General features: G+C 38.1%; 15 protein-coding genes. 9 read left to right on the forward strand and 6 right to left on the reverse strand.

Features of this window, described 5'->3' with window-relative positions; all coding sequences use genetic code 11:
- Positions 1–19 precede the first annotated feature (19 nt).
- The 4 genes from F7731_RS05645 to F7731_RS05660 are packed head-to-tail and all read right to left on the reverse strand — an operon-like array spanning position 20 to position 4,966.
- Positions 20–1,114, reverse strand: coding sequence for a YheC/YheD family endospore coat-associated protein (locus F7731_RS05645; RefSeq protein WP_151533795.1), 1,095 nt, complete (start codon positions 1,112–1,114; stop codon positions 20–22).
- Entirely contained in the window at positions 1,111–2,478 is a 1,368-nt protein-coding gene (locus F7731_RS05650; RefSeq protein ID WP_151533796.1) for a YheC/YheD family endospore coat-associated protein, read from the reverse strand. The genes F7731_RS05645 and F7731_RS05650 overlap by 4 nt, the downstream gene beginning before the upstream one ends.
- A complete protein-coding gene (locus tag F7731_RS05655) occupies positions 2,456–3,547 on the reverse strand; it encodes a YheC/YheD family endospore coat-associated protein (RefSeq protein ID WP_151533797.1) in 1,092 nt (363 codons plus the stop codon). Before F7731_RS05655 ends, F7731_RS05650 begins: the two co-directional genes overlap by 23 nt.
- A gap of 36 nt (positions 3,548–3,583) precedes the next feature.
- On the reverse strand, positions 3,584–4,966 hold the full coding sequence (locus tag F7731_RS05660) for a YheC/YheD family endospore coat-associated protein (protein WP_151533798.1): 1,383 nt from the start codon (positions 4,964–4,966) through the stop codon (positions 3,584–3,586).
- 131 nt (positions 4,967–5,097) lie between these two features.
- Between F7731_RS05660 and F7731_RS05665 the strand changes: the two genes are divergently transcribed.
- From F7731_RS05665 to F7731_RS05685, 5 genes are all read left to right on the forward strand, one after another.
- Complete coding sequence (locus tag F7731_RS05665; RefSeq protein ID WP_151533799.1) at positions 5,098–6,234, forward strand: DUF445 domain-containing protein; 1,137 nt, start codon at positions 5,098–5,100, stop codon at positions 6,232–6,234.
- Positions 6,235–6,326: 92 nt separating this feature from the next.
- Complete coding sequence (locus F7731_RS05670; RefSeq protein WP_151533800.1) at positions 6,327–6,677, forward strand: YlbF/YmcA family competence regulator; 351 nt, start codon at positions 6,327–6,329, stop codon at positions 6,675–6,677.
- 198 nt (positions 6,678–6,875) lie between these two features.
- Positions 6,876–7,742 carry a Cof-type HAD-IIB family hydrolase gene (locus F7731_RS05675; protein WP_151533801.1) on the forward strand — a complete coding sequence of 289 codons (867 nt, stop codon included), beginning with the start codon at positions 6,876–6,878 and terminating at the stop codon, positions 7,740–7,742.
- Positions 7,743–7,920: 178 nt separating this feature from the next.
- Positions 7,921–9,432 (forward strand): coproporphyrinogen III oxidase, encoded by a 1,512-nt coding sequence (locus F7731_RS05680; RefSeq protein ID WP_151533802.1) that lies wholly within the window; start codon positions 7,921–7,923, stop codon positions 9,430–9,432.
- Positions 9,433–9,580: 148 nt separating this feature from the next.
- The gene (locus F7731_RS05685; RefSeq protein WP_212031159.1) at positions 9,581–11,203 is read left to right on the forward strand and encodes a long-chain fatty acid--CoA ligase; all 1,623 of its coding nucleotides are present in this window, start codon (positions 9,581–9,583) and stop codon (positions 11,201–11,203) included.
- A 78-nt stretch (positions 11,204–11,281) separates the two neighbouring features.
- Here F7731_RS05685 and F7731_RS05690 read toward each other — a convergent pair whose 3' ends face one another.
- Complete coding sequence (locus F7731_RS05690) at positions 11,282–11,467, reverse strand: YhzD family protein (RefSeq protein ID WP_151533804.1); 186 nt, start codon at positions 11,465–11,467, stop codon at positions 11,282–11,284.
- 155 nt (positions 11,468–11,622) lie between these two features.
- On the opposite strand from F7731_RS05690, the gene F7731_RS05695 reads away from it, so the two are divergent.
- On the forward strand, positions 11,623–12,522 hold the full coding sequence (locus F7731_RS05695) for an ABC transporter ATP-binding protein (RefSeq protein WP_151533805.1): 900 nt from the start codon (positions 11,623–11,625) through the stop codon (positions 12,520–12,522).
- The gene (locus tag F7731_RS05700) at positions 12,515–13,771 is read left to right on the forward strand and encodes an ABC transporter permease (RefSeq protein WP_151533806.1); all 1,257 of its coding nucleotides are present in this window, start codon (positions 12,515–12,517) and stop codon (positions 13,769–13,771) included. Before F7731_RS05695 ends, F7731_RS05700 begins: the two co-directional genes overlap by 8 nt.
- Before the next feature lie 280 nt (positions 13,772–14,051).
- Here F7731_RS05700 and F7731_RS05705 read toward each other — a convergent pair whose 3' ends face one another.
- Positions 14,052–15,407, reverse strand: a complete 1,356-nt coding sequence (locus F7731_RS05705) for an arsenic transporter (RefSeq protein ID WP_151533807.1) — start codon at positions 15,405–15,407, stop codon at positions 14,052–14,054.
- 258 nt (positions 15,408–15,665) lie between these two features.
- Here F7731_RS05705 and F7731_RS05710 point away from each other — a divergent pair, with 258 nt between their 5' ends.
- Complete coding sequence (locus F7731_RS05710; RefSeq protein ID WP_151533808.1) at positions 15,666–16,898, forward strand: metallophosphoesterase family protein; 1,233 nt, start codon at positions 15,666–15,668, stop codon at positions 16,896–16,898.
- On the forward strand, positions 16,895–19,936 hold the full coding sequence (locus F7731_RS05715; protein WP_151533809.1) for an ATP-binding protein: 3,042 nt from the start codon (positions 16,895–16,897) through the stop codon (positions 19,934–19,936). The genes F7731_RS05710 and F7731_RS05715 overlap by 4 nt, the downstream gene beginning before the upstream one ends.
- Positions 19,937–19,942: the final 6 nt, after the last annotated feature.

Genomic DNA, 19,942 nt, shown 5'->3' on the forward strand with positions numbered 1-19,942 from the left:
TTGCCTCCTTTTCATCATCTTACACCTTTTTGTTCAAGCCTGCTAATTCAAAAAATAAACGTACTAATGATTGAATTCGTTTCTCTTCTATTTCCTTTTCATCAAATTTCATCGGTTTAGAATTAATTTCATAAATAATATAGCGGCCATCTTCTGAAATTCCGGCATCAATTGAAAATTCTCCAAAAAAGCCAATTTCTTTTGATAAAAGTCTTCCTGCTTTGTTTGCCACTTCTGAAATGAATTGATCATGCTCCAACGTTTGCACTTCCTCGTACGGGATGATGACCCCACCGTTAGGAATATGTGTAGTGATATCCTGCTCCTTTGCTTGCCTAATGCCAATGCCGATTACTTCATAATGATTGTTTTGAAAATGAACGAGAATACGAAAATCAAACCGCTTGCCATTATATAAGAACGGCAAAATAGCTTCTTGTGCGATATAGGATTTTTTCAATAAAATGTGGCTCCGCTTAATCCAAAAAGAGTGAAAATCATGATATATTCGTTCTTCTTTCTGGCCCTCTAAACGAATGGAGCCATCGTTATTTAGATGAAGGAGATAAATGCCTTTCCCCTTTGAACCATTGGCTGGTTTTAAATATAATTGCCCATGTTTTTCCAAAAATGTATGGAGAGAAGGTTTAGCATGAATGGTAATTGTTTTCGGAAACAGCGGCTGAAAAAAAGTGTCTCTTGAAAAAATTTGAAATAATTCATACTTATTAAGAAAACCGTAATTAAAAAATGGAATTTGTTTATTTTTAAATAATTGGAGTGCCTCTTGATAGGGTTTTGATTTTTCTAATTTTTGAAAGGGAACCCGATTATAAATAACATGTGGGAAGGAGCAAATCGCCGTGTACCATTTATCTTTATTGGGTTCATACATATAACCGTCAATGGACTGATCCTTAATCTTCTGAGGAGTAAAAACGACGGATAGCCCGCCGTTTTTGCTGATTTCTTTTTGAAGCTCCCTAAATAAACGTCCATTCCCCGTTATTTTATTGTCTTTTTTGCTCCCAGTTAATATGCCAATGACCGGCATATCTTCATTGGTGGCCATGTTGAGCCAAGTTTTTTGTTCTGGATCATAATATTGAATCATTTAAATACTTCCTCTGGACTCGTAATGGCCCTTTCGGCTAAAAAAACAGCAAAGGAGAGGGATAGTTTTCTTGTCAGAAGATCGAATTCCTTTAGCTCAGGATGTTTAAAAATAGATCTTCCTGGTTTTGAATTTGCTTCAAAGAGCCATACATTTCCATTTCGATCTATACCAAGGTCAAAGCCAATTTCCCCAATAATTCCTTCCATATTCTCCTCTAACGCTTTACTTAATAATAGCGCAGCATTTGCTAGTTTTGCTTCTACACGCTTCTGTTCCTCGATTTCTGGGAAAACCTCAGCAATGGTTCTGATGACGCCGCCGCTCTTTACATGTGTAGTAACACTTCCTGACCCCGCAACTTTTGCGGCGATGGCTGTCACAATCCAATCTCCATGATTATTTTTATTTGTGTGAATACGAAAATCGATTGGCCGCTGATCGATTCTCATTAGATGAATACCTTGCTGCACGAGCATTCGATTGAGGTTTTTGCTAGCAAACACATGCTTCATTAATCGTTCTAAGCTGTTATATTTTTGCAGCTTATTTTCACCCTGTTGATTACGGAAACGACAATAGTAACACCCTTCCGCTTTATCATAAATTACTTGATGAACTCCTAAACCTAGACTCCCATTAATCGGTTTAATGAACACATGCCCATAATGGCTAAGCATTCTTTCTATTTCAGAATAGGAAACAAATGGGTGTGTTTCTGGCAAAAGTTTAGCTAAATTGTCATCTTGAATGAGCCGATCGTTAATCTCTAACTTATTGAAAAAGCCTGGATTATACCAAGGAATTAAATATTCGGACTGGAGCCGGTCTTTAATCTGTTTATGTTCAGCCACTCTTTCGCTTTTTCGATTTGGCAGCCGATCATATATGACATTAGGAAAAGGAACTTCAATCGTCTTCCACCCATTTTGATAAAAAAATAATCCGTTTATTGTTCCTTGCTCCCAATTAATATGCTGTTCTCCAAATACAAAAGCCATGGCGCCAACAGACTTCTTTACGGAAAGCAGCTTGGTAAAGAAAATACTACGGTCACCAATAGGGCGAATAGGAAAAGGTGTAAAGCCTGATGTGAATATGCCAACGAGTGGGCCGATATATAATGTTTCATCTGCAATGAAAAGATGAAGAGGGATTGCTATGTTAGGAAACTTTAACTCTTCAGCTACATCTTTGCTTAAACTAATGATAGGTCTGCTATTTGGCTGATTTTCTATTAATGTATCAAGTGATTGAGTCCCGAAAGCAATCTTTGATAATTTCGTTATTTGGCTAGCTTCTCTTGGGATATAAACTTTACCGGAGATGTCATCAAGAATTTCAACCTGATATTGTTTTCTCATCGAGTTGACTCCTTTCAAAATACAGTTTTTTTCCATAAAGCAGGGGGGAGGTGTAGAGCTGATCTTCTAAGGATGGATCAACTGTTAAGGCGACCTTTCTGCCAGGTTTAGAGTTCACGTCCAATATCCAAATGGAAAAATCTTTACTTACTCCAATATCGACACCTAATTCAAACAAAGCTGGGAAGTTTTGTTCTAAAACTATTGGCAAATTAATCAGAATATCGTTGATTTCATTGTAAAGATAGGTGCTTTTCGAAAGGGGCTGACTTGCAAGCCAATCATTGAAGGCAGAAATTGTTCCTCCAGCACTAATATTTGACACAATTCCTTTTTCTTTTCCTGTGCGGATTCCTCTTGAAATTACTTTCCATTTTCCAGTTGGATCTTTTTGCATCAGCACACGAATATCAATGGGTTGATAATTACTATTAGTAAGCTCTTTATACTCTTGAATGAGGTATTTTCTATCCTTAATGAGATAATCAATCCAGGCAACGGCTTTTTCGTCATATGGGAATCTTCGGGTGACCGTCTTATTTGCCTTATCTGTTTGCACGACAATTTCTTGATCTTTTTTTTCTAAATAGTATATTCCCCTTCCTTGGGAGCCATTTACTGGTTTCATCATAAGGGGTTTATGGGGCATGAGTTGCCGAATGACACTGCCTCCAGAATTTACAAGCTGTGATTTGAGCAAATAAGGTGTCAATGAGGATTGGGAAAGGGCTTCATATAAATCCATTTTATTTGGCAGTCCATAGCCTAAAAATACGATGTCTTTCTTTGTTTTTAGCCATTTAACGATTGCTTGACATTGTTTTGAGAACGTATCATCTCTGTAAAAGCATCTGTCATAAAGAATATTGGGGATCGGAAATTCAGACGACTCCCAATCATTTGTATGCGGATTGAAACGGTCTCCTTTTACATTTTCAGTAATTGGATTGATATCTGACGGAACAAATCGATAACAAGCGATGCCAAGTTGATGTGCTCTTTTGGCAATTTCATAAAAATATGTTTTTTCATTCGTAATTTGTAATGTCATCAGACCGAATGTAAGCATTTAATATACCTCCTGCAGTTAGACGTCATAGTCATCCTAAAATCTATATTTCTCTTTATTGGAAAAGGCTAAAAATGTACAGTATTCCAATAAAGCCTTTGCGGAAGGACGAATCTTTTTGTCCGGCTCCTCAAAGTTTTTCGATGGCTTTGCATTTACTTCAATAATCCAAAGCTTTCCGCCTTCGTCTACGCCAATATCGATTCCAAGCTCTCCAACGTAACCATCCGTATTTTGGCTAATAATCGTTGCGGTTTCCACGGCTAGCTCCTTCATAAGAGCAAGCTGCTGTATGGCAGTTTGCCGATTGGAAAATGTGGATAATAATTGTACAGGCTTCATTAGTTCGCCGCCTCTAGCAATGTTAGAAACAAAATGGTGATCAGCAGAAATCCTCGCTACTGCAGATGTAGCTTTCCACCTGTTTTGAAAATTTCGATGACAGAGGATCCGAAAGTCAAGCTGATTATTCTTGTATTTCATAAGTGGAATTCCGGCTTGAGCAATATATGCTCGCTTTGTAAGAAATGGGTGAATCCACTTATAAAATTGACTATAATCATGAAAGACGTAAGAGCTGTCAGACCCATTGGCTGAGGATAATTGTGCTAGTAGGTTCTCATCATCTTTAGAAACTTTAATAATATTCCTTCCTTGGCTTCCATGAATGGGTTTAATAAATATAACTTCATGTTTTTGGCTTAATATTTTTAGTGAAGCTTCATCAGCCTGCATGGTTTCAGGAAGATATGGAAGTAAAAATTCCTCAGAAAATAAAAAGGAATGAACTTTTTCTTTAGACAAAAATTGATGATTAAATATGGGTATTTGTTGAGCTATTGCATAATCCTTGAATTGTTGGGAAATCCCGCTGGCTTCCAATCTTCGCGAATGGATGCGATTATAAATGACATCCGGCAGAGGAACTTCAGATTTTTCCCATCTTCCATTTTGTAAAGTATAGCCTGCTATTTTTCCATTTGAATAATCATTAAGTGAAAAAACATAGAAAAAGCCGCCAACTTCTAATACTAAGTCTTGCAATTCCTTACAAAAGCCGTGAATAGACCGGAAATGCGGCTCACCATCATCAGATAAATGCACCTCAGTTAATAAACCAATGATCGGACCGATAAATAACATATTTTCTTTATGAATGAAATGAGCTATAAAGGCTCTTTCTTGTAGTGGAAGCATGAGCTCATTGAGCACGTCATCACTAACGAAGATTTCATCCTTTGTAATAGCAGCAGTCTCTATATTCACTAACACTTGATGAGTACCGGCGGCGATGATTAATGGTTTTTTCGTGTTTATTCTCCAGTAATCAACGAGAGAATGGCTAAATTTTATCGAAATGTCCTTTTTTTGAAACGATTTAGTCGGAACAATCGTAATTGGTAATAATGATAAAGTCATGATCATTCCTCATTTATAAAAAATTTATGGTGCATTAATAATGAAAAATTAGGCAAAAGCTGATAAAGTATCGTATGTAAAAAAGCTTAAAATGGTTCGGTAGTCTCGAAGGAAGGTAGATGTTCAATCATATGAAAATTTTATTGACAATTTTATTAATGGTAACGATTGGGGCTGTTATTAATGGGTTCACCAATTACCTTGCTATAAAAATGCTCTTTAGGCCCCATAAAGCTTTATATATTGGAAAGTGGAGAGTTCCATTTACTCCTGGTTTAATCCCAAAACGCCGAGACGAGCTTGCAGTACAAATGGGGAAGATGGTCGTTAACCATCTTTTAACACCTGAAAGTATTAAAAGGAAATTTTTAAATGAAAATTTTCAAAAGGAAATGACAGGAGTTGTTCAAAGGGAACTGGATCATTTCTTAATTAGTGAGAAAAGCCCAGCACAATTATTGGATAGCTTAGGGATAAAAAATGTCCACGAGAAAACGGAAAAGCATTTGAATGAGGTTGTTGAGCAAAAATTTGAAAGTGTGCTGGAGAAATATCGACATCAGCCATTAAAAATGTTTATCCCTGAAAAGGTGATTGAAACGGTTAATGGAAAAATCCCTGAAATCAGCAAGTTTATTCTTCAAAAAGGGATCGATTATTTTTCAAGCCTTGAAGGAAATCTGCGGATTCAAAAAATGGCCGATGATTTTTTAAAGGAACGAAGCGGGGTCCTTGGAAGCATGATGCAAATGTTTATGGGGAACATCAAAATTGCAGATAGGATACAGCCGGAAATTATCAAGTTTTTAAAGAATGAGGGTACAGCTGATATTATCACTGAGCTATTAAAAAAAGAATGGGATAAAATTCTTGAATGGGAAGCGGCTAAGATTGAAGAGCAATTTAATAAAGAAGATGTCCTTTCTTTTGTGAAGAAAAGCATTAGCAATATACTAAAATTAGAACAATTATTTCATGCACCGATTTCTAAATGGAGTGAAGCTTACCGGGCAGAAATCATTGATACAATGGTGCCTAGGAGTACTGAGTTGTTTGGAGGATGGCTAACAGGCCGCGTAGACATGTTAATGGAAAGGCTTCGATTACAAGAAATTATTCGGGAGCAAGTAGAAGCATTCCCTGTCGAGAGACTGGAAGAAATGGTTCTAACCATTATAAATAGCGAATTAAAAATGATTACTTTATTAGGGGCAATGATCGGTGGGTTTATTGGGCTCTTTCAAGGGATTTTAGCCGTTGTGCTTTAGAGTAGTTTACCAATTTTCGGATACACGCTTCGCAATGAGTGGCATATTTTGTTATAGTAGGGTGAATGCCTAATTCGGAAAGGAGTTTGAAAATGGCCGTTAATTTATTTGATTCCGCCTATGAACTTGAGAAAGCAGTTAGAGAAAGCAATGAATATAAAATTTTGAAGCAAGCGTATGATGAGGTCAATGCTGATCCTTCGGCAAAAGCGATGTTTGATAACTTTAGAAGAATCCAAATGCAGCTGCAGCAAAAGCAAATGATGGGACAGGATATCTCTCAAGCAGAAGTGGAGCAGGCACAACATACAGTAGCACTTGTTCAGCAAAATGCCAAAATATCAAAACTGATGGAAGCAGAACAAAGAATGAGCATGATAATTGCCGAGCTAAATAAAATAATTATGAAGCCGCTTGAAGAGCTTTACGGACCACTAGGATAATACTTAATTTGGAAACCGCTCCTTATGTAATTAGGGGCGGTTTTCGCTGTTTTAACGGACAAATCGAGCCGCGAGTTTTATTAATATTGTTCAATAAGCATATAGAGTGAAGTTTTTACACGGTTTGTTCTATTCCTTTTTCTTTTTTCATAAAAGTGTAATAGGACAATTTTTACTCCACGAATAGGGGGCAATACGATGATATACAGGCTATTGGCGATAAATATTGACGGTACTCTTCTCCAATCAAATGGAAGACTTCATAAATCTGCAAAAGAAGCCATTGAATATGTTCAGCAAAAAGGAATCTACGTAACATTAGTATCTTCTAGAAGCTTTCCCTCTGCAAAAAAAGTAGCAAAGGCATTAAAGCTAGATTCATTAATTGTCGCCCATAGCGGTGCCTATATTGCTAGTTCACGTGATAAACCAATTTTTGTTAGGCGACTTGCGGAGGAAGTAACATATGAGATTGTCCGGCTGCTTGAAGGGTTTTCCTGCCAAATTCGTTTAGTTCATGAAAAATTTTCACTTGCCAATAAGTCAAGACTTAATCATAATTTATTAGCAAAAACAGTATTTTCATCAGGGGATCCAATTTTTTACTCGCAGCAGTTTGTCGATTCATTAAGCGATACGATTCTTGACGATCCAGTCAATCCGCCAAAAATTGAAGTGTATTTTGAAGATGAGACTGATTTATTAGATGCTCAGGCGGCTATAAAAGGGATGTTCCATGAAATTGAAGTTCTTCAATTAAATAAGTATCGGATCGACATCATGCCAGCAGGCGTATCAAAGTTAAATGGCTTATTATACTTGGCCGATCATTTAGAAATAGCTCGCAGTGAGATGGTCGTAATTGGGGATGGAATTGATGATCTTGGCATGATAGAAGAGGCTGGATTAGGGGTCGCAATGGGCAATGCCCCTACCGAAGTAAAAAAAGCAGCTGACTGGGTTACCCGTCCGAATAATCAGCACGGTGTCGCCTATATGGTGAAAGAGCATTTCAGAAAGCAGCAGCCAATCGAATTTTTGCGTAAAATGAACTTATTAAAATAATATAAATCGAAAGGGTTGATCTCATATGATTAGCTCTTTTTTTAATTTTTATACCATCTACAATTTATTGACCTTATACTGCTGTTTCTGTAAACTGATATAAGCTTTACTATGATAAAACTCTACTTCCATCCTATAAGTTTGATGGTTTTACTATATTTATTAAAAGGTGATTGCATTGCAAATTTCAGTTTTAGGATTACAAGATGAACGATTTCAGCGTCCGCTTCAGTTAATAGCCAATTTATTTTTTGAAGAAAGCGAAGTTTATCTTCATGCTCAGCAAAATGTGGATGTGCAGATTACTATTGACCTCGAAATTGGGTCATCGATTCGTGTAAATGCACTGCTATTAGATAAGGAAGAAATTGAGAAGTCAGCTTTCTATGAAACATTAGTAATAGCGTCTGAATCTGAGAAGGAGCAGTTTAAACAAATTAAATATGCTGTTTCTCATGTTTATTTAAAAGTGCTTCAAGAATGGACCGGTATTACCCAAAAATGGGGCATTTTAACGGGGATCCGACCAACAAAGCTGCTCCATCGCCATATGCAGAAAAAAACGCCAAAAGCGGTTGCTCATCAACAGTTAAAAGAGGACTATTTAATTACAGATGAAAAAATTCATCTTATGCAGCAAATTGTTGATCGACAGCTGGCTGTTGTCCCTGATTTATATGAGCTTCAAAATGAAGTAAGCATTTATATCGGCATTCCTTTTTGTCCGACAAAATGTGCGTATTGTACATTCCCGGCATATGCCATCAATGGACGACAAGGATCGGTTGATTCATTCCTCGGCGGTCTTCATTACGAAATGAGAAGAGTAGGCGAATGGCTGAAAGAAAATAAAATAAAAATTACGACTGTCTATTACGGTGGGGGCACACCAACAAGTATTACAGCGGAAGAAATGGATATGCTGTATGAAGAAATGTACACTTCTTTCCCAGATGTTGATAAAATCCGGGAAATTACGGTTGAAGCGGGCAGACCAGATACGATTACACCAGAAAAGCTGGAAGTGTTGAAAAAGTGGAAAATTGATCGAATCAGCGTTAATCCGCAGTCCTATATTCAAGAGACGTTGAAGGCCATTGGCAGACATCATACGGTTGAAGAAACGATAGAAAAATTCCATTTGGCTCGTCAAATGGGCATGAATAATATTAATATGGACTTAATTATCGGACTTCCAGGTGAAGGCGTGCCAGAATTTACTCACACGCTTAATGAAACAGAAAAACTCATGCCTGAATCACTTACTGTCCATACACTCTCTTTCAAACGTGCCTCGGAAATGACGAAAAACAAGGAAAAATATAAAGTAGCAGACCGCGGGGAAATTGAAAAAATGATGGAAATGGCTGAGAAGTGGACGAAGGAGCATAACTACACTCCATATTATTTATATCGACAAAAAAATATTCTCGGCAACCTTGAAAATGTTGGCTACTCGCTGCCAAATCAAGATAGCATCTATAATATTATGATTATGGAGGAGCAGCAAACGATCATAGGTCTTGGTTGTGGAGCAGCAAGTAAATTTGTCGATCCATTAACAGGAAAGATTACCCACTTTGCTAATCCAAAAGATCCGAAAACATACAATGAAAGCTTTGAAAAATATACAGAAGATAAATTGAAGATATTAAGTGAATTATTTGCTACTAATCAATCCCATGCTTAAAAGGCTGGGATTTTTTTATGGTTATTTTAAGAATATTACAAAAAATAAAAAAGGGTTTTCTAAAAATAGATAGAATGTTTTAGGTATAAAAGATCATACACTTCTTTAATGAAGTGTAAGCGTTTTAATAAAGGGAGGAATCGTTATGATGATGCAAACACCTTTGACAATGACGCAAATGATTAAGAGGGCGGAAAGGTTTTTTCCGAAGAAAGAAGTAGTTTCAAGAACAGCTAGCGGCATTCAGCGATTTACATACAAGGAAATAGCCGAGCGGACAAGGAGGCTTGCCGAAGCCTTGCAAAAGCTTGAAGTCGAAAGAGGAGATAAGGTAGGGACACTTGCCTGGAATCACCATCGTCATTTGGAGGCGTATTTTGCCATTCCATGCAGCGGTGCTGTTCTTCATACGGTAAATATTCGCCTTTCTCCTCAGCATATTGTCTATATTATTAATCATGCGGAAGACAAAGTGTTATTAATAGATTCAGATATTGTTCCACTAATTGAAGCCGTTAAAGATAAACTATCTAGTGTTAAAGCGTTCATCATTATGACTGATGATCAAGAGCTCCCTGAAACAAGTCTTTCGCCTGTCTATCATTATGAAAAATTACTAGCTGAGGCAACGGGAGACTATGAGTTTCCTGATGATCTCGATGAGAATTCCCCTGCCGGAATGTGCTATACTTCTGCCACAACAGGGAATCCGAAGGGAGTTATTTATTCTCATCGCGGTATCGTTCTCCACAGTATGGCACTTGGCATGGCTGACAGTGCCGGCGTGAGTGAAAAGGATATTGCTATGCCTGTAGTACCGATGTTCCATGTCAACGCATGGGGCTTGCCGTTTGCGGCGGTGTGGTTTGGCACAAATTTAGTCATGCCTGGTCCGTACTTTACACCAAAGCTATTAGCGGAATTAATTCAGGAGGAAAAAGTTACGATTACTGCCGGTGTTCCAACCATTTGGCTCGGATTGTTAAAAGAATTAGATGAGAACGAATATGACATGAGGTCGTTACGCTCTATTCTATGTGGCGGCTCTGCTGCGCCGAAAGGAATGATTAAAGCCTTTGAGCAGAAGCATAATATTCCTTTCATGCATGCATATGGCATGACAGAAACAAGTCCGCTCGTTGTCATTTCGACTTTAAAAAGCTATCAAGAAGAGCTTAGCTATGAAGAGCGCCTTGATCTTAAGTCAAAGCAAGGTATTCTAGTCCCTGGACTTGAAATGAAAATCGTCGGAAAAGATGGAGAGGCATCCTGGGATGGAAAGGAAATGGGTGAGCTAGCCATTCGTGGCCCATGGATTGCATCGGAATATTATAAGGATGAAAGAACGGCGGATGGATTCCGAGATGGCTGGCTTTACACTGGGGATGTGGTTACTATTGATGAAGAAGGCTTTATGAAAATAGTTGATCGCACAAAAGACTTGATTAAGAGCGGCGGGGAATGGATTTCCTCAGTTGACCTGGAAAATGCGTTAATGGCACATGAAGCTGTTTTCGAGGCGGCAGTTGTGGCTGTCCCGCATGAGGAATGGCAGGAGCGTCCTGTCGCTTGTGTTGTTTTAAAGGACGCCTTTAAAGGAAAAACAGACAAACAAGAGCTGCTTGAATTCTTAAAACCGCAATTTGCCAAATGGTGGCTCCCAGACGAGATTTTATTTTTAAATGAAATTCCAAAAACATCAGTCGGCAAGTTTCTAAAGATGGCATTGAGAGATCAAGTCCATAAAGAATTAACAGAAATGAACGAATAAAGCGATAAGGGAATGCAAAAAGCAAAGAGGTTTCTCTTTGCTTTTCGCATTTCTATTTGACATGTTCCGAATAAATAATTAGGACTGAAACAAAATAAGTTTTCCGGCAGGTGAAGTACAGCGGTATGTTTTTTCTTCATAGCCTTTGTCTGTTAGCATCTGTTTCCCGCTTCCTTTGGCGGCAGCATCATCCCCCGCTTGAAAGGCTTCATCAAGCAACTTTTCCCCGCTTTTCTCAAAAACCGTTAGTTTATATGTTTTCATTTTAATTTCTTCCCCCCCTTATGAAAAAAATCTGATAGTACTAGTATTTTTTCATAATTTTTAGATTTGTGCAAAGTTTTCTCTACATTTTATAAAAAAATTTGAACCTTTTTCCAATGCCAATCGTATAAGGGAGTGGATAGGAGGAATTACTTATGGGATTGATGTTAGAACATGTGACAAAGCGCTTCGGTAAATTTACTGCAGTTGATGATCTTTCACTCGCTATTCCGGATCGGGAAATGTTTGGATTTCTTGGGGCGAATGGAGCTGGGAAGACAACAACCTTCCGAATGATCCTGGGCTTAATTGATCCAAGTGAAGGAAAAATCACTTGGGACGGAAAAGAGATTGATTATTCAACAAGTCCGATAATCGGCTATTTGCCTGAAGAACGAGGATTATATCCGAAGCTAAAGGTTAAGGATCAAATTGTTTATTTGGCTAGACTAAGAGGAATGCAGAAGCAAAATATCTTACAGGAGCTAGACTATTGGCTTACACGTTTTAAAGTGCCTGAATATGCGAATAAAAAGGTCGAGGAGCTTTCCAAAGGAAACCAGCAAAAAATCCAATTCATTACTGCGGTGATTCATCGCCCGAAGCTGTTAATACTTGATGAACCATTCAGTGGTTTAGATCCTGTCAATGTCGAGCAGTTGAAAGATGCAGTTCTCGAATTGAAGGGTAAGGGGACAACGATTGTTTTCTCTTCACACCGAATGGAGCATGTGGAGGAAATGTGTGAGCATTTATGTATTATGCATAAAGGAAAGCCAGTTGTTCAAGGGGCATTGAAAGAAATTAAACGTTCTTTTGGCAAAAAGAATTTAGTGATTCATGCTAATTTTAATTTAGCCTTTTTGGAAAACTTTCCTGGTGTAACTCGGGCACGGCAAACGACAGAGGGCATCCATTTACAAATTGAAAGAGAAGAGATTGCTGAAGGGATATTAAACGAAATAGTTGGGAAAGGTTTCATTCGGAAATTCGTTTTAGAAGAACCTTCACTGAACGATATTTTTATTGAAAAGGTAGGTGCTTCTTATGAGTAATTTTTGGATTATCCTCGGGCATACGTACTTTTCAAAGCTAAAAACGAAGTCATTCATTATTACGACATTACTTTCTCTAGTTATTGTTGCTGGATTAACGAATATGTCAAAAATTATGGATTTTTTCAATGATGGAAAAGACGCTAAAGAAAAAATCGCTGTTTTAGACGAAACTGGAGAGCTCTTTCATCCATTAATGGAACAGCTTAAAGTAAATCACAGTGTTATTCAAATAGAAGTATTTACAGGTACAGAACAAGAGGCGGAAGATGCGGTCAAAATGGGAGAATATAATGGCCTGCTTAAACTATCTTATAATGAGGAGCATAGCTTTGAGGCAATTTATAAAGCGAGAAGCATTGCTGACACGACATTGTCATCAGAGTTTCAGCACTATTTGCAACAGATAAAAACAGAGCTTACGGCTTCAAAAATAAATTTAACGCAAGAACAATTGAGTAAGCTTTATGAGCCAGTAGCATTTAGTAAAATGGCACTCGAGGAAAACGCCAAAACAGAAGAAGAATTGAATGAGGCAAGAGGACTTGTCTACGTCTTATTATTCATTATTTATTTCTCCGTCCTTATGTATGCGAATATGATCGCTATGGAAGTAGCGACAGAGAAATCATCACGTGTCATGGAAATACTTATTTCAAGTGTAGCGCCTGTGAAGCAAATGTTTGCCAAAATAATCGGAATTGCTTTGTTAAGCTTAACGCAAATGGGTGTCCTTTTCATTGTTGGCTATTATTTTGTCAAAAGCAACTTAGAAACGATGGAAGGCGGCTTTTTCGAATTTTTCGGTTTCAGCCATATTCCAATTTCGACTATTATATATGCTCTCGCCTTCCTTTTATTAGGATATTTCTTATATGCAACTTTAGCAGCTTTCCTAGGTTCACTCGTTAGCCGCATTGAAGATGTACAGCAAATGATAATGCCGATGACGATGATGGTCGTTGCAGGCTTTATGATCGCTTTGTTCGGTCTTAGCCAGCCAGATACAACCTTTATTACGATTGCTTCCTATATTCCGTTTTTCACGCCTATGCTTATGTTTATGCGTGTAGGGATGCTCTCGTTGCCAGTTTGGGAGCCTTTATTAGGTATGGCAATTCTCATCATCTCTATAGTGATTCTCGCTATATTTGGAGCGAAGGTTTATAAAGGCGGGGTTCTAATGTATGGAAGATCGAACTCCTTTAAAGATATTAAAAAAGCATTGCAGCTTACGAAAAATGAATAAAGTGAAAAGGCTCTGCACTTTACAAAGCAGAGCCTTTTTGTGCATGTCTAGCTTCTGCGCCTACCCACGACGTACAGGACGTACTAGTGTCGACTTAGCGATGCGGACGTCGCGTTTTTGTCGACCTCGAGGTCACAAGCCGATCCTGAAAGGTAGAGCTCACCTTTCTGAAAGGCTCGTCTTGTGCTTGTCGGGGGTGAACACAAAGGAAAGCTCCTTGGAGTTATCCTCGCAGGAACAATCTGTCTTTTGATTGTTCCGAAGGCGTATCCGCTTTTCTTTACGCAAACACCAATTGCACCCAGTAAAAGAGCAGAAATAAAGTGACGATTGTTGTTAGTGGAATGACAATGATCGTTATTTTTAAATAATCCTTCCACTTAATTTTAATCTTATGTTTCCTTAAAATGTGCATCCACATAAGGGAAGCAAGTGTTCCGATTGGCAGTAATAATGATCCAATATCACTGCCAATAATATTCGCTAAATAAATGGTCTTCAATGTAATCGGATCCAGGCCCATTTCAGTCAATGCGATCGTTCCAATCATTAGAGCGGGATGATTATTGAAGAAGTTGGAAAGGATGGAGACTAATCCTCCCATCATAAAGCTTGCCTGAAACAATCCTTTATTAACGATAGGTTCGAATGTCTGCACAAGTAAAGCAGTTAGACCAACATTATTGAGTCCGTAAATGATGACATACATGGAAAAGGCAAAGATGAGAATATGCCATGGTGTTTTCTTAAGAATATCTGCTGGGCTTGTACCTAAGTGATACCATCTCCATAAGAGTAAACTGAACGACCCAAGTACAGCGACTAACTCAATTGGGATAGCAAAATAAGATGCTACAAATAGCAAACAGCGCATAATGAAAACAAATAGTAAAACCTTTAACATTAACTTTGTTCTTTTCTTCTTCGTTTCAACCGATAATGATTTTTTCAGAGGATGGAAGTGTCTGGAGAAAAAAACCTCATCAATTTTATCATTAATAACAGGTAATTCCTTTGGCAACTTTTTTCTTACAACAAGATACATGATCCATGCCATGAATAATAAACCCGTTGTTGCCGGAACAAACATCATCGCTGTGTGCATATAAAGCGTCATATCAATAATTTTTAAAGCGATTAAATTGACAATATTGCTAACTCCAATTGGTGCGCTTGAGGCAGTAGCAATTAAAGCTCCACTTAAAAGGTAGGGAATCATTTGTTGAGGCTTTAGCTGAAGGTTTTTTAGCAGGATGATTAATAATGGAGTCGTAATTAAGATGCTGCCATCATTGTTAAATAATAGGGTCATTAAAAAACATAGCAATTGAATATACCAATAGAGCCGATAGCCCGAGCCTTTAGACAAATTAGCAAGCCGAGCAGCAGCCCAATGGAAAAACCCGAAGCTTTCTAGGATGACTGCCATGACAATCGTTGCCATAATTGTAATCGATGCACCGCCGATTTTATCAATAATATCAAGAATATTTTCTTTTGATACGCTGCCCATTAATAAAATCACAATTGCACCAATCGACGCTGGCCAAGCTTCATTCAACCCTTTTGGTCTCCAAAAAATGATTAGCATCGTCATGATAAAAACAAATATAGTTAAACCAATCTCGAAGGTCATTTATATTCTCTCCCCGTTCTCTATTAAGACATTCCCCCTTACATGTCCTTTGTTACCATATTTATATTCATCCCGATTCAGTGGGAATGGACAATCATCTAAAATTTGCAAAAAGTATGTTTGTCCTTATAAGAATTCTGCCTATTAGAGACAAGAGTTTATTAGCAATAATATAGGTGTTTGCGGATAAGTTTTCGAACGTGCATTCGTATTGCAGATAGGTTAAAATAAGGAAAAAGGAAATCGTGAGGTATTAGAATGAAAAAGGTGACATTTATTCATGCAGCCGATTTGCATTTGGACAGCCCGATGGTTGGTTTAAAAAGCTTGCCCGCTAGCCTCTTTAAGCAGCTTCAAGAAAGCACCTTTCAATCATTAAGTAAAATAGTTGATGCTGCATTAAGCCACCGAGTTGACTTTGTTATTTTTGCTGGTGATTTATTTGATGGGGAAGATCGGAGTATTCGCGCCCAAATTAGATTGCTCAAAGAAATGGAACGCCTGGCGGAGAACAATATCCCTGTCTATGCTGTTCATGGAAACCATGATCATATGGATGGAAGCTGGACACATTTATCTATGCCAGATAATGTCCACATCTTCTCTCATGAGGTGGAGACTGTAAAGTTTTCGCACGCTGGTGGAGCTTCTGTCCACCTATATGGATTCAGCTATCCGAGACGGCATGTGTATGAGCGGATGATTCAACATTATTCAAAAAAACAAGGGGCAGATTTTCATATCGGTATTCTTCATGGAAATTTAGAAGGCAGCAAGGAACATGATAAATATGCTCCTTTTACGATAAAGGATTTACTTGAAAAGGATTTCGACTACTGGGCTCTTGGGCATATCCATAAACGCGCTGTTTTACACTCTTCAAATCCCCCTATTATTTATGCAGGAAATATTCAAGGAAGGAACCGCAAAGAAACAGGGATTAAGGGGTGCTATCTTGTTGAATTAACAAATGATAGTGCCGATTGCCAATTTATCGAAACATCAGCGGTTATTTGGGAGGAGTTATTGCTAGACGCTTCTCACGCATCCACCTTCCAAGACATCTATCACTTATGCAGAAATTTCATACAGGAAATGAGAAAAGACGAAATAGGTTTAATGGTATCTTTAATTATTGACCAAGTCCATCTCTCTAAACAGGATTTGAAAAGCATTATAAATGGTGAACTGCTGGAAGTTTTACAAGATGAGGAAAAAGACGAAGAAGCATTTGTGTGGATTTCAGATATCAAGATTAACGAGAAAAATGAATGGAACCGTGATCAATTAGCAAAGGATTCTGATTTTTTTGCTGAGCTTTTTCAGACTTCAAGCCAACTAGAGGGACTAGATGACAGCCTCTCCGCTTTGTATGATCATCCAGAGGCTAAAAAGCTTCTCCAAAAGATAGCAGATGAAGAGAAGGAAGCGCTTGCTGAAGAAGCGGAAAGCCTATTAGTAAATTTATTATATGAGGAGGTGAAGGGATGAAAATTACGGGATTACAAATTTATGGCTATGGAAAGCTAGTTGATTTGGAAATTTCAGATATGCAGGAGCTGCAAGTCATTTATGGGGAAAATGAAGCTGGTAAATCGACGATCATGTCATTTATTCATAGCATTCTATTCGGTTTTCCGACTAAACTACAAACGGAGCGTACCTATGAACCGAAAAAGGGGTCCAAATTTGGCGGAAAGCTGACGGTTGATTTTCCCGAAAAAGGCAGAGTTGTCATTGAACGGGTAAAAGGAAAAGCGACGGGAGATGTAACAGTTTTACTAGACGACGGGACAACAGGTGACGAAGAGCTTTTGAAAGAACTTCTGCAGCAAGTAGATAAATCACTTTTTCAGTCGATTTTTTCCTTTAATTTGCATGGATTGCAAAATATTCACCAAATGAAAGGAGAGGACATTGGCAAGTTTTTATTCTCAGCTGGAGCATTAGGAACAGATAAGCTCACTCGAGCTGAGAATATGCTGCAAAAGGAATTGGAAAGCCGCTTTAAACCAAATGGCAGAAAACCTGTATTAAATGAAATGCTTAAAGAACTCAATCAGCTACAAAAAGAATTAAAAAGTGCAGAGCAGCAAAATGAGCAATATTGGAGCCTTCTTAAGGAAAAAGAAAAGCTAGAAGGTGAAATAGCCAATAAACAAGCAGAACAAGCGCAGCTACATAATAGAAATTTAAAGCTTGAGGCTTGGAGAAGCATGCAGCCTCTTAAGATCGAGGAACAAGCATTAATGGAAGAATTAACGAATATCGGTGATCTGCAGTTCCCGATTGATGGTATTTCAAGGTTTGAACGCCTTGAAGAACTAATGAAGCCGCTTGAGGGACAGCTTTCAAGCATTAATAGCAGGCTAAACGGGTTACAAAATGAAATCAAGAATCAATCCGTAAATACACAAATTTTACTTAAAGAGCAAGAAATTCTCTCTGCCATTGATAATTTGAGTTTACTGGAAAGGCTTCAAGCAGAGGAAAGAGAGCAGCTAGACAAACAGGCACAAATGAACGAAGAAGAAACAATCTTACGTGAAAAGCTCTATTTATCCATCGACGAGGACAGTGTAACGTCTGTTAATACAAGTGTTTTTATGAAGGAAAGAATTGTAGCAGCAGAAGAAAACTATCGGCGAGTACAGGCAAAAAAGCTTGAGCTTGATGAGAAATTTAATGAAGAGAAGCAAGAGCTTGAGGAAATTGAAAAAAGTATAAATGCATTCGAAAAACGGCTTCTTTCTGAAAAAGATAGAAAGGACCTTGAAGAAAAATTACATGCAGCGGGAAATAAACATGAGCTCGAAGCAGCTTTGAATGAGACTGAGGAGAGAAGGAAGCAACTACATAAGACGCTCGTAAATCATGAGAAAAAGGATCGCCAAAAAATAAAACAGGAACGAGTCCAATATACGTTTTTATCCTTGCTCTTCTTATTTCTCCTTGCTTGGGGAGTTGTCCAATACAGTTGGCCGATTATTACTCTCGGAGCCATTGGCATTCTTTTTTCGCTATATTTATTAACTAAAAAGCCGGCAAAAGCGGATGTTGACTTTATTAAAGAAGAAATAGCTGAAATAGAAGACAGGGAAAAGCTCCTTTTACAAAAAATAAAAGCTCCGATTTGGCATGATGACCATTTTATCGAAGAGAAATTGCAGGTAGATGATGACATTTTAGCCGAGCTATCTCAATTAAAAATGAGGTGGAAGGAAAGTAACCGCCAATACGAGAAAGTAATTATGGACTATGAAGCGTGGGAAATGGCAAAGCTGAAGGCGGAAAAGGAAATGATCGAACTTGGAAAAGGACTCTATTTACCACAGGACGTCGCATTTGCCTATTTAACGGAAGCTTTTAGATTAATCGAACAGCTAAAAAAACTCTATCGGGAACGCAAAGCAGCTGTTGAAAGGCAACAATTGCTCACGTCAAAAATCACTGCAATCACTCAGGCGATAGAAATCTTGAGCAAAGAATGTTTAGGCCAGCCTTTTTCAAATGTTCAGGAAGCCGCCTTTATGTTAAGGAGTCGCTTAAAGGAAGAAACGGAAAACCAAATATTGCTCGCAGGGAAAAAGGCGAAGCATACAGAGCTCGCGGAAGACCGAAGGAAATATCAGCTTGAATGGCAGCATTTTCAAGAGGAAAAGGAACAGCTCTTCCAGCTGGCGAATGCTATCCATGAAGAATGGTTTCGTGAATTAGGTAAGCTGGACGAAAAAAAACGGAACCTTGAGGAGCAGCTGCAGCAATTGCAAAAACAGCTTAATCTATTTTCAATTCAAGAGGCAGAGATGGAAGACTTTAAAACTGTCCAAAACCTAGATGAACTTTCTTACTCGCTAAATGAAAAGCTTGAATCTATAAAGGAAACGATTCCTTCATTACAAAGTCGCCTTGCGGAGGTTTATTATAAAATCCAACTGTTAGAAGAGGGCGGAACGTATACCGAGCTTTTACATTTATTTAAGCTAAAGAAAACGGAACTTGAAAGTGCTGCAAAGGAATGGGCTAAATATGCGCTCGCTAAGGAAATATTAGATAGGACAATCGAGCGCTTTAAACAGGCAAGGCTGCCGAAAATGCTGGAAAAAGCAGAAGAATATTTACTATTTTTAACGGATGGGGCATACGTGCGAATTTATCCGAAAAAGGAAGGGAGCGGCTTTCTATTAGAAAAGAAGGATCAATTCATCTTTGAGGCGAATGAATTAAGTCAAGCAACTGCTGAACAAGTCTATGTTTCGTTAAGACTTGCACTTGCTGTAACGATTTATGAAAAATTTGCCTTTCCAATTATCATTGATGACAGCTTTGTTAATTTTGATTATAAAAGAACAGAAAAAGTTATTCAGCTACTTAAGAGCTTAACAGGGCGTCAAATCCTATTCTTTACTTGTCAAAAGCATATGCTGAATTACTTTCAAGAGGAGCAAGTGCTTGTAATCGGTCAAGAAATAAGTGAGTCAATTATGTCGAAGGAATCTAGTTATCTAAAATTACAGACAAACCTCTAGAATGTT

This window comes from Cytobacillus depressus (assembly GCF_008923245.1).
GTDB lineage: Bacteria > Bacillota > Bacilli > Bacillales > Cytobacillaceae > Cytobacillus > Cytobacillus depressus.

Excerpts from the sequence above, each read along its gene's own strand:
- F7731_RS05645 (WP_151533795.1), bottom strand. The coding sequence starts at position 1,114 with ATGATTCAATATTATGATCCAGAACAAAAAACTTGGCTCAACATGGCC.
- F7731_RS05650 (WP_151533796.1), bottom strand. The coding sequence starts at position 2,478 with ATGAGAAAACAATATCAGGTTGAAATTCTTGATGACATCTCCGGTAAA.
- F7731_RS05655 (WP_151533797.1), bottom strand. The coding sequence starts at position 3,547 with ATGCTTACATTCGGTCTGATGACATTACAAATTACGAATGAAAAAACA.
- F7731_RS05660 (WP_151533798.1), bottom strand. The coding sequence starts at position 4,966 with ATGACTTTATCATTATTACCAATTACGATTGTTCCGACTAAATCGTTT.
- F7731_RS05665 (WP_151533799.1), top strand. The coding sequence starts at position 5,098 with ATGAAAATTTTATTGACAATTTTATTAATGGTAACGATTGGGGCTGTT.
- F7731_RS05670 (WP_151533800.1), top strand. The coding sequence starts at position 6,327 with ATGGCCGTTAATTTATTTGATTCCGCCTATGAACTTGAGAAAGCAGTT.
- F7731_RS05675 (WP_151533801.1), top strand. The coding sequence starts at position 6,876 with ATGATATACAGGCTATTGGCGATAAATATTGACGGTACTCTTCTCCAA.
- F7731_RS05685 (WP_212031159.1), top strand. The coding sequence starts at position 9,581 with ATGATGCAAACACCTTTGACAATGACGCAAATGATTAAGAGGGCGGAA.
- F7731_RS05690 (WP_151533804.1), bottom strand. The coding sequence starts at position 11,467 with ATGAAAACATATAAACTAACGGTTTTTGAGAAAAGCGGGGAAAAGTTG.
- F7731_RS05695 (WP_151533805.1), top strand. The coding sequence starts at position 11,623 with ATGGGATTGATGTTAGAACATGTGACAAAGCGCTTCGGTAAATTTACT.
- F7731_RS05700 (WP_151533806.1), top strand. The coding sequence starts at position 12,515 with ATGAGTAATTTTTGGATTATCCTCGGGCATACGTACTTTTCAAAGCTA.
- F7731_RS05705 (WP_151533807.1), bottom strand. The coding sequence starts at position 15,407 with ATGACCTTCGAGATTGGTTTAACTATATTTGTTTTTATCATGACGATG.
- F7731_RS05710 (WP_151533808.1), top strand. The coding sequence starts at position 15,666 with ATGAAAAAGGTGACATTTATTCATGCAGCCGATTTGCATTTGGACAGC.
- F7731_RS05715 (WP_151533809.1), top strand. The coding sequence starts at position 16,895 with ATGAAAATTACGGGATTACAAATTTATGGCTATGGAAAGCTAGTTGAT.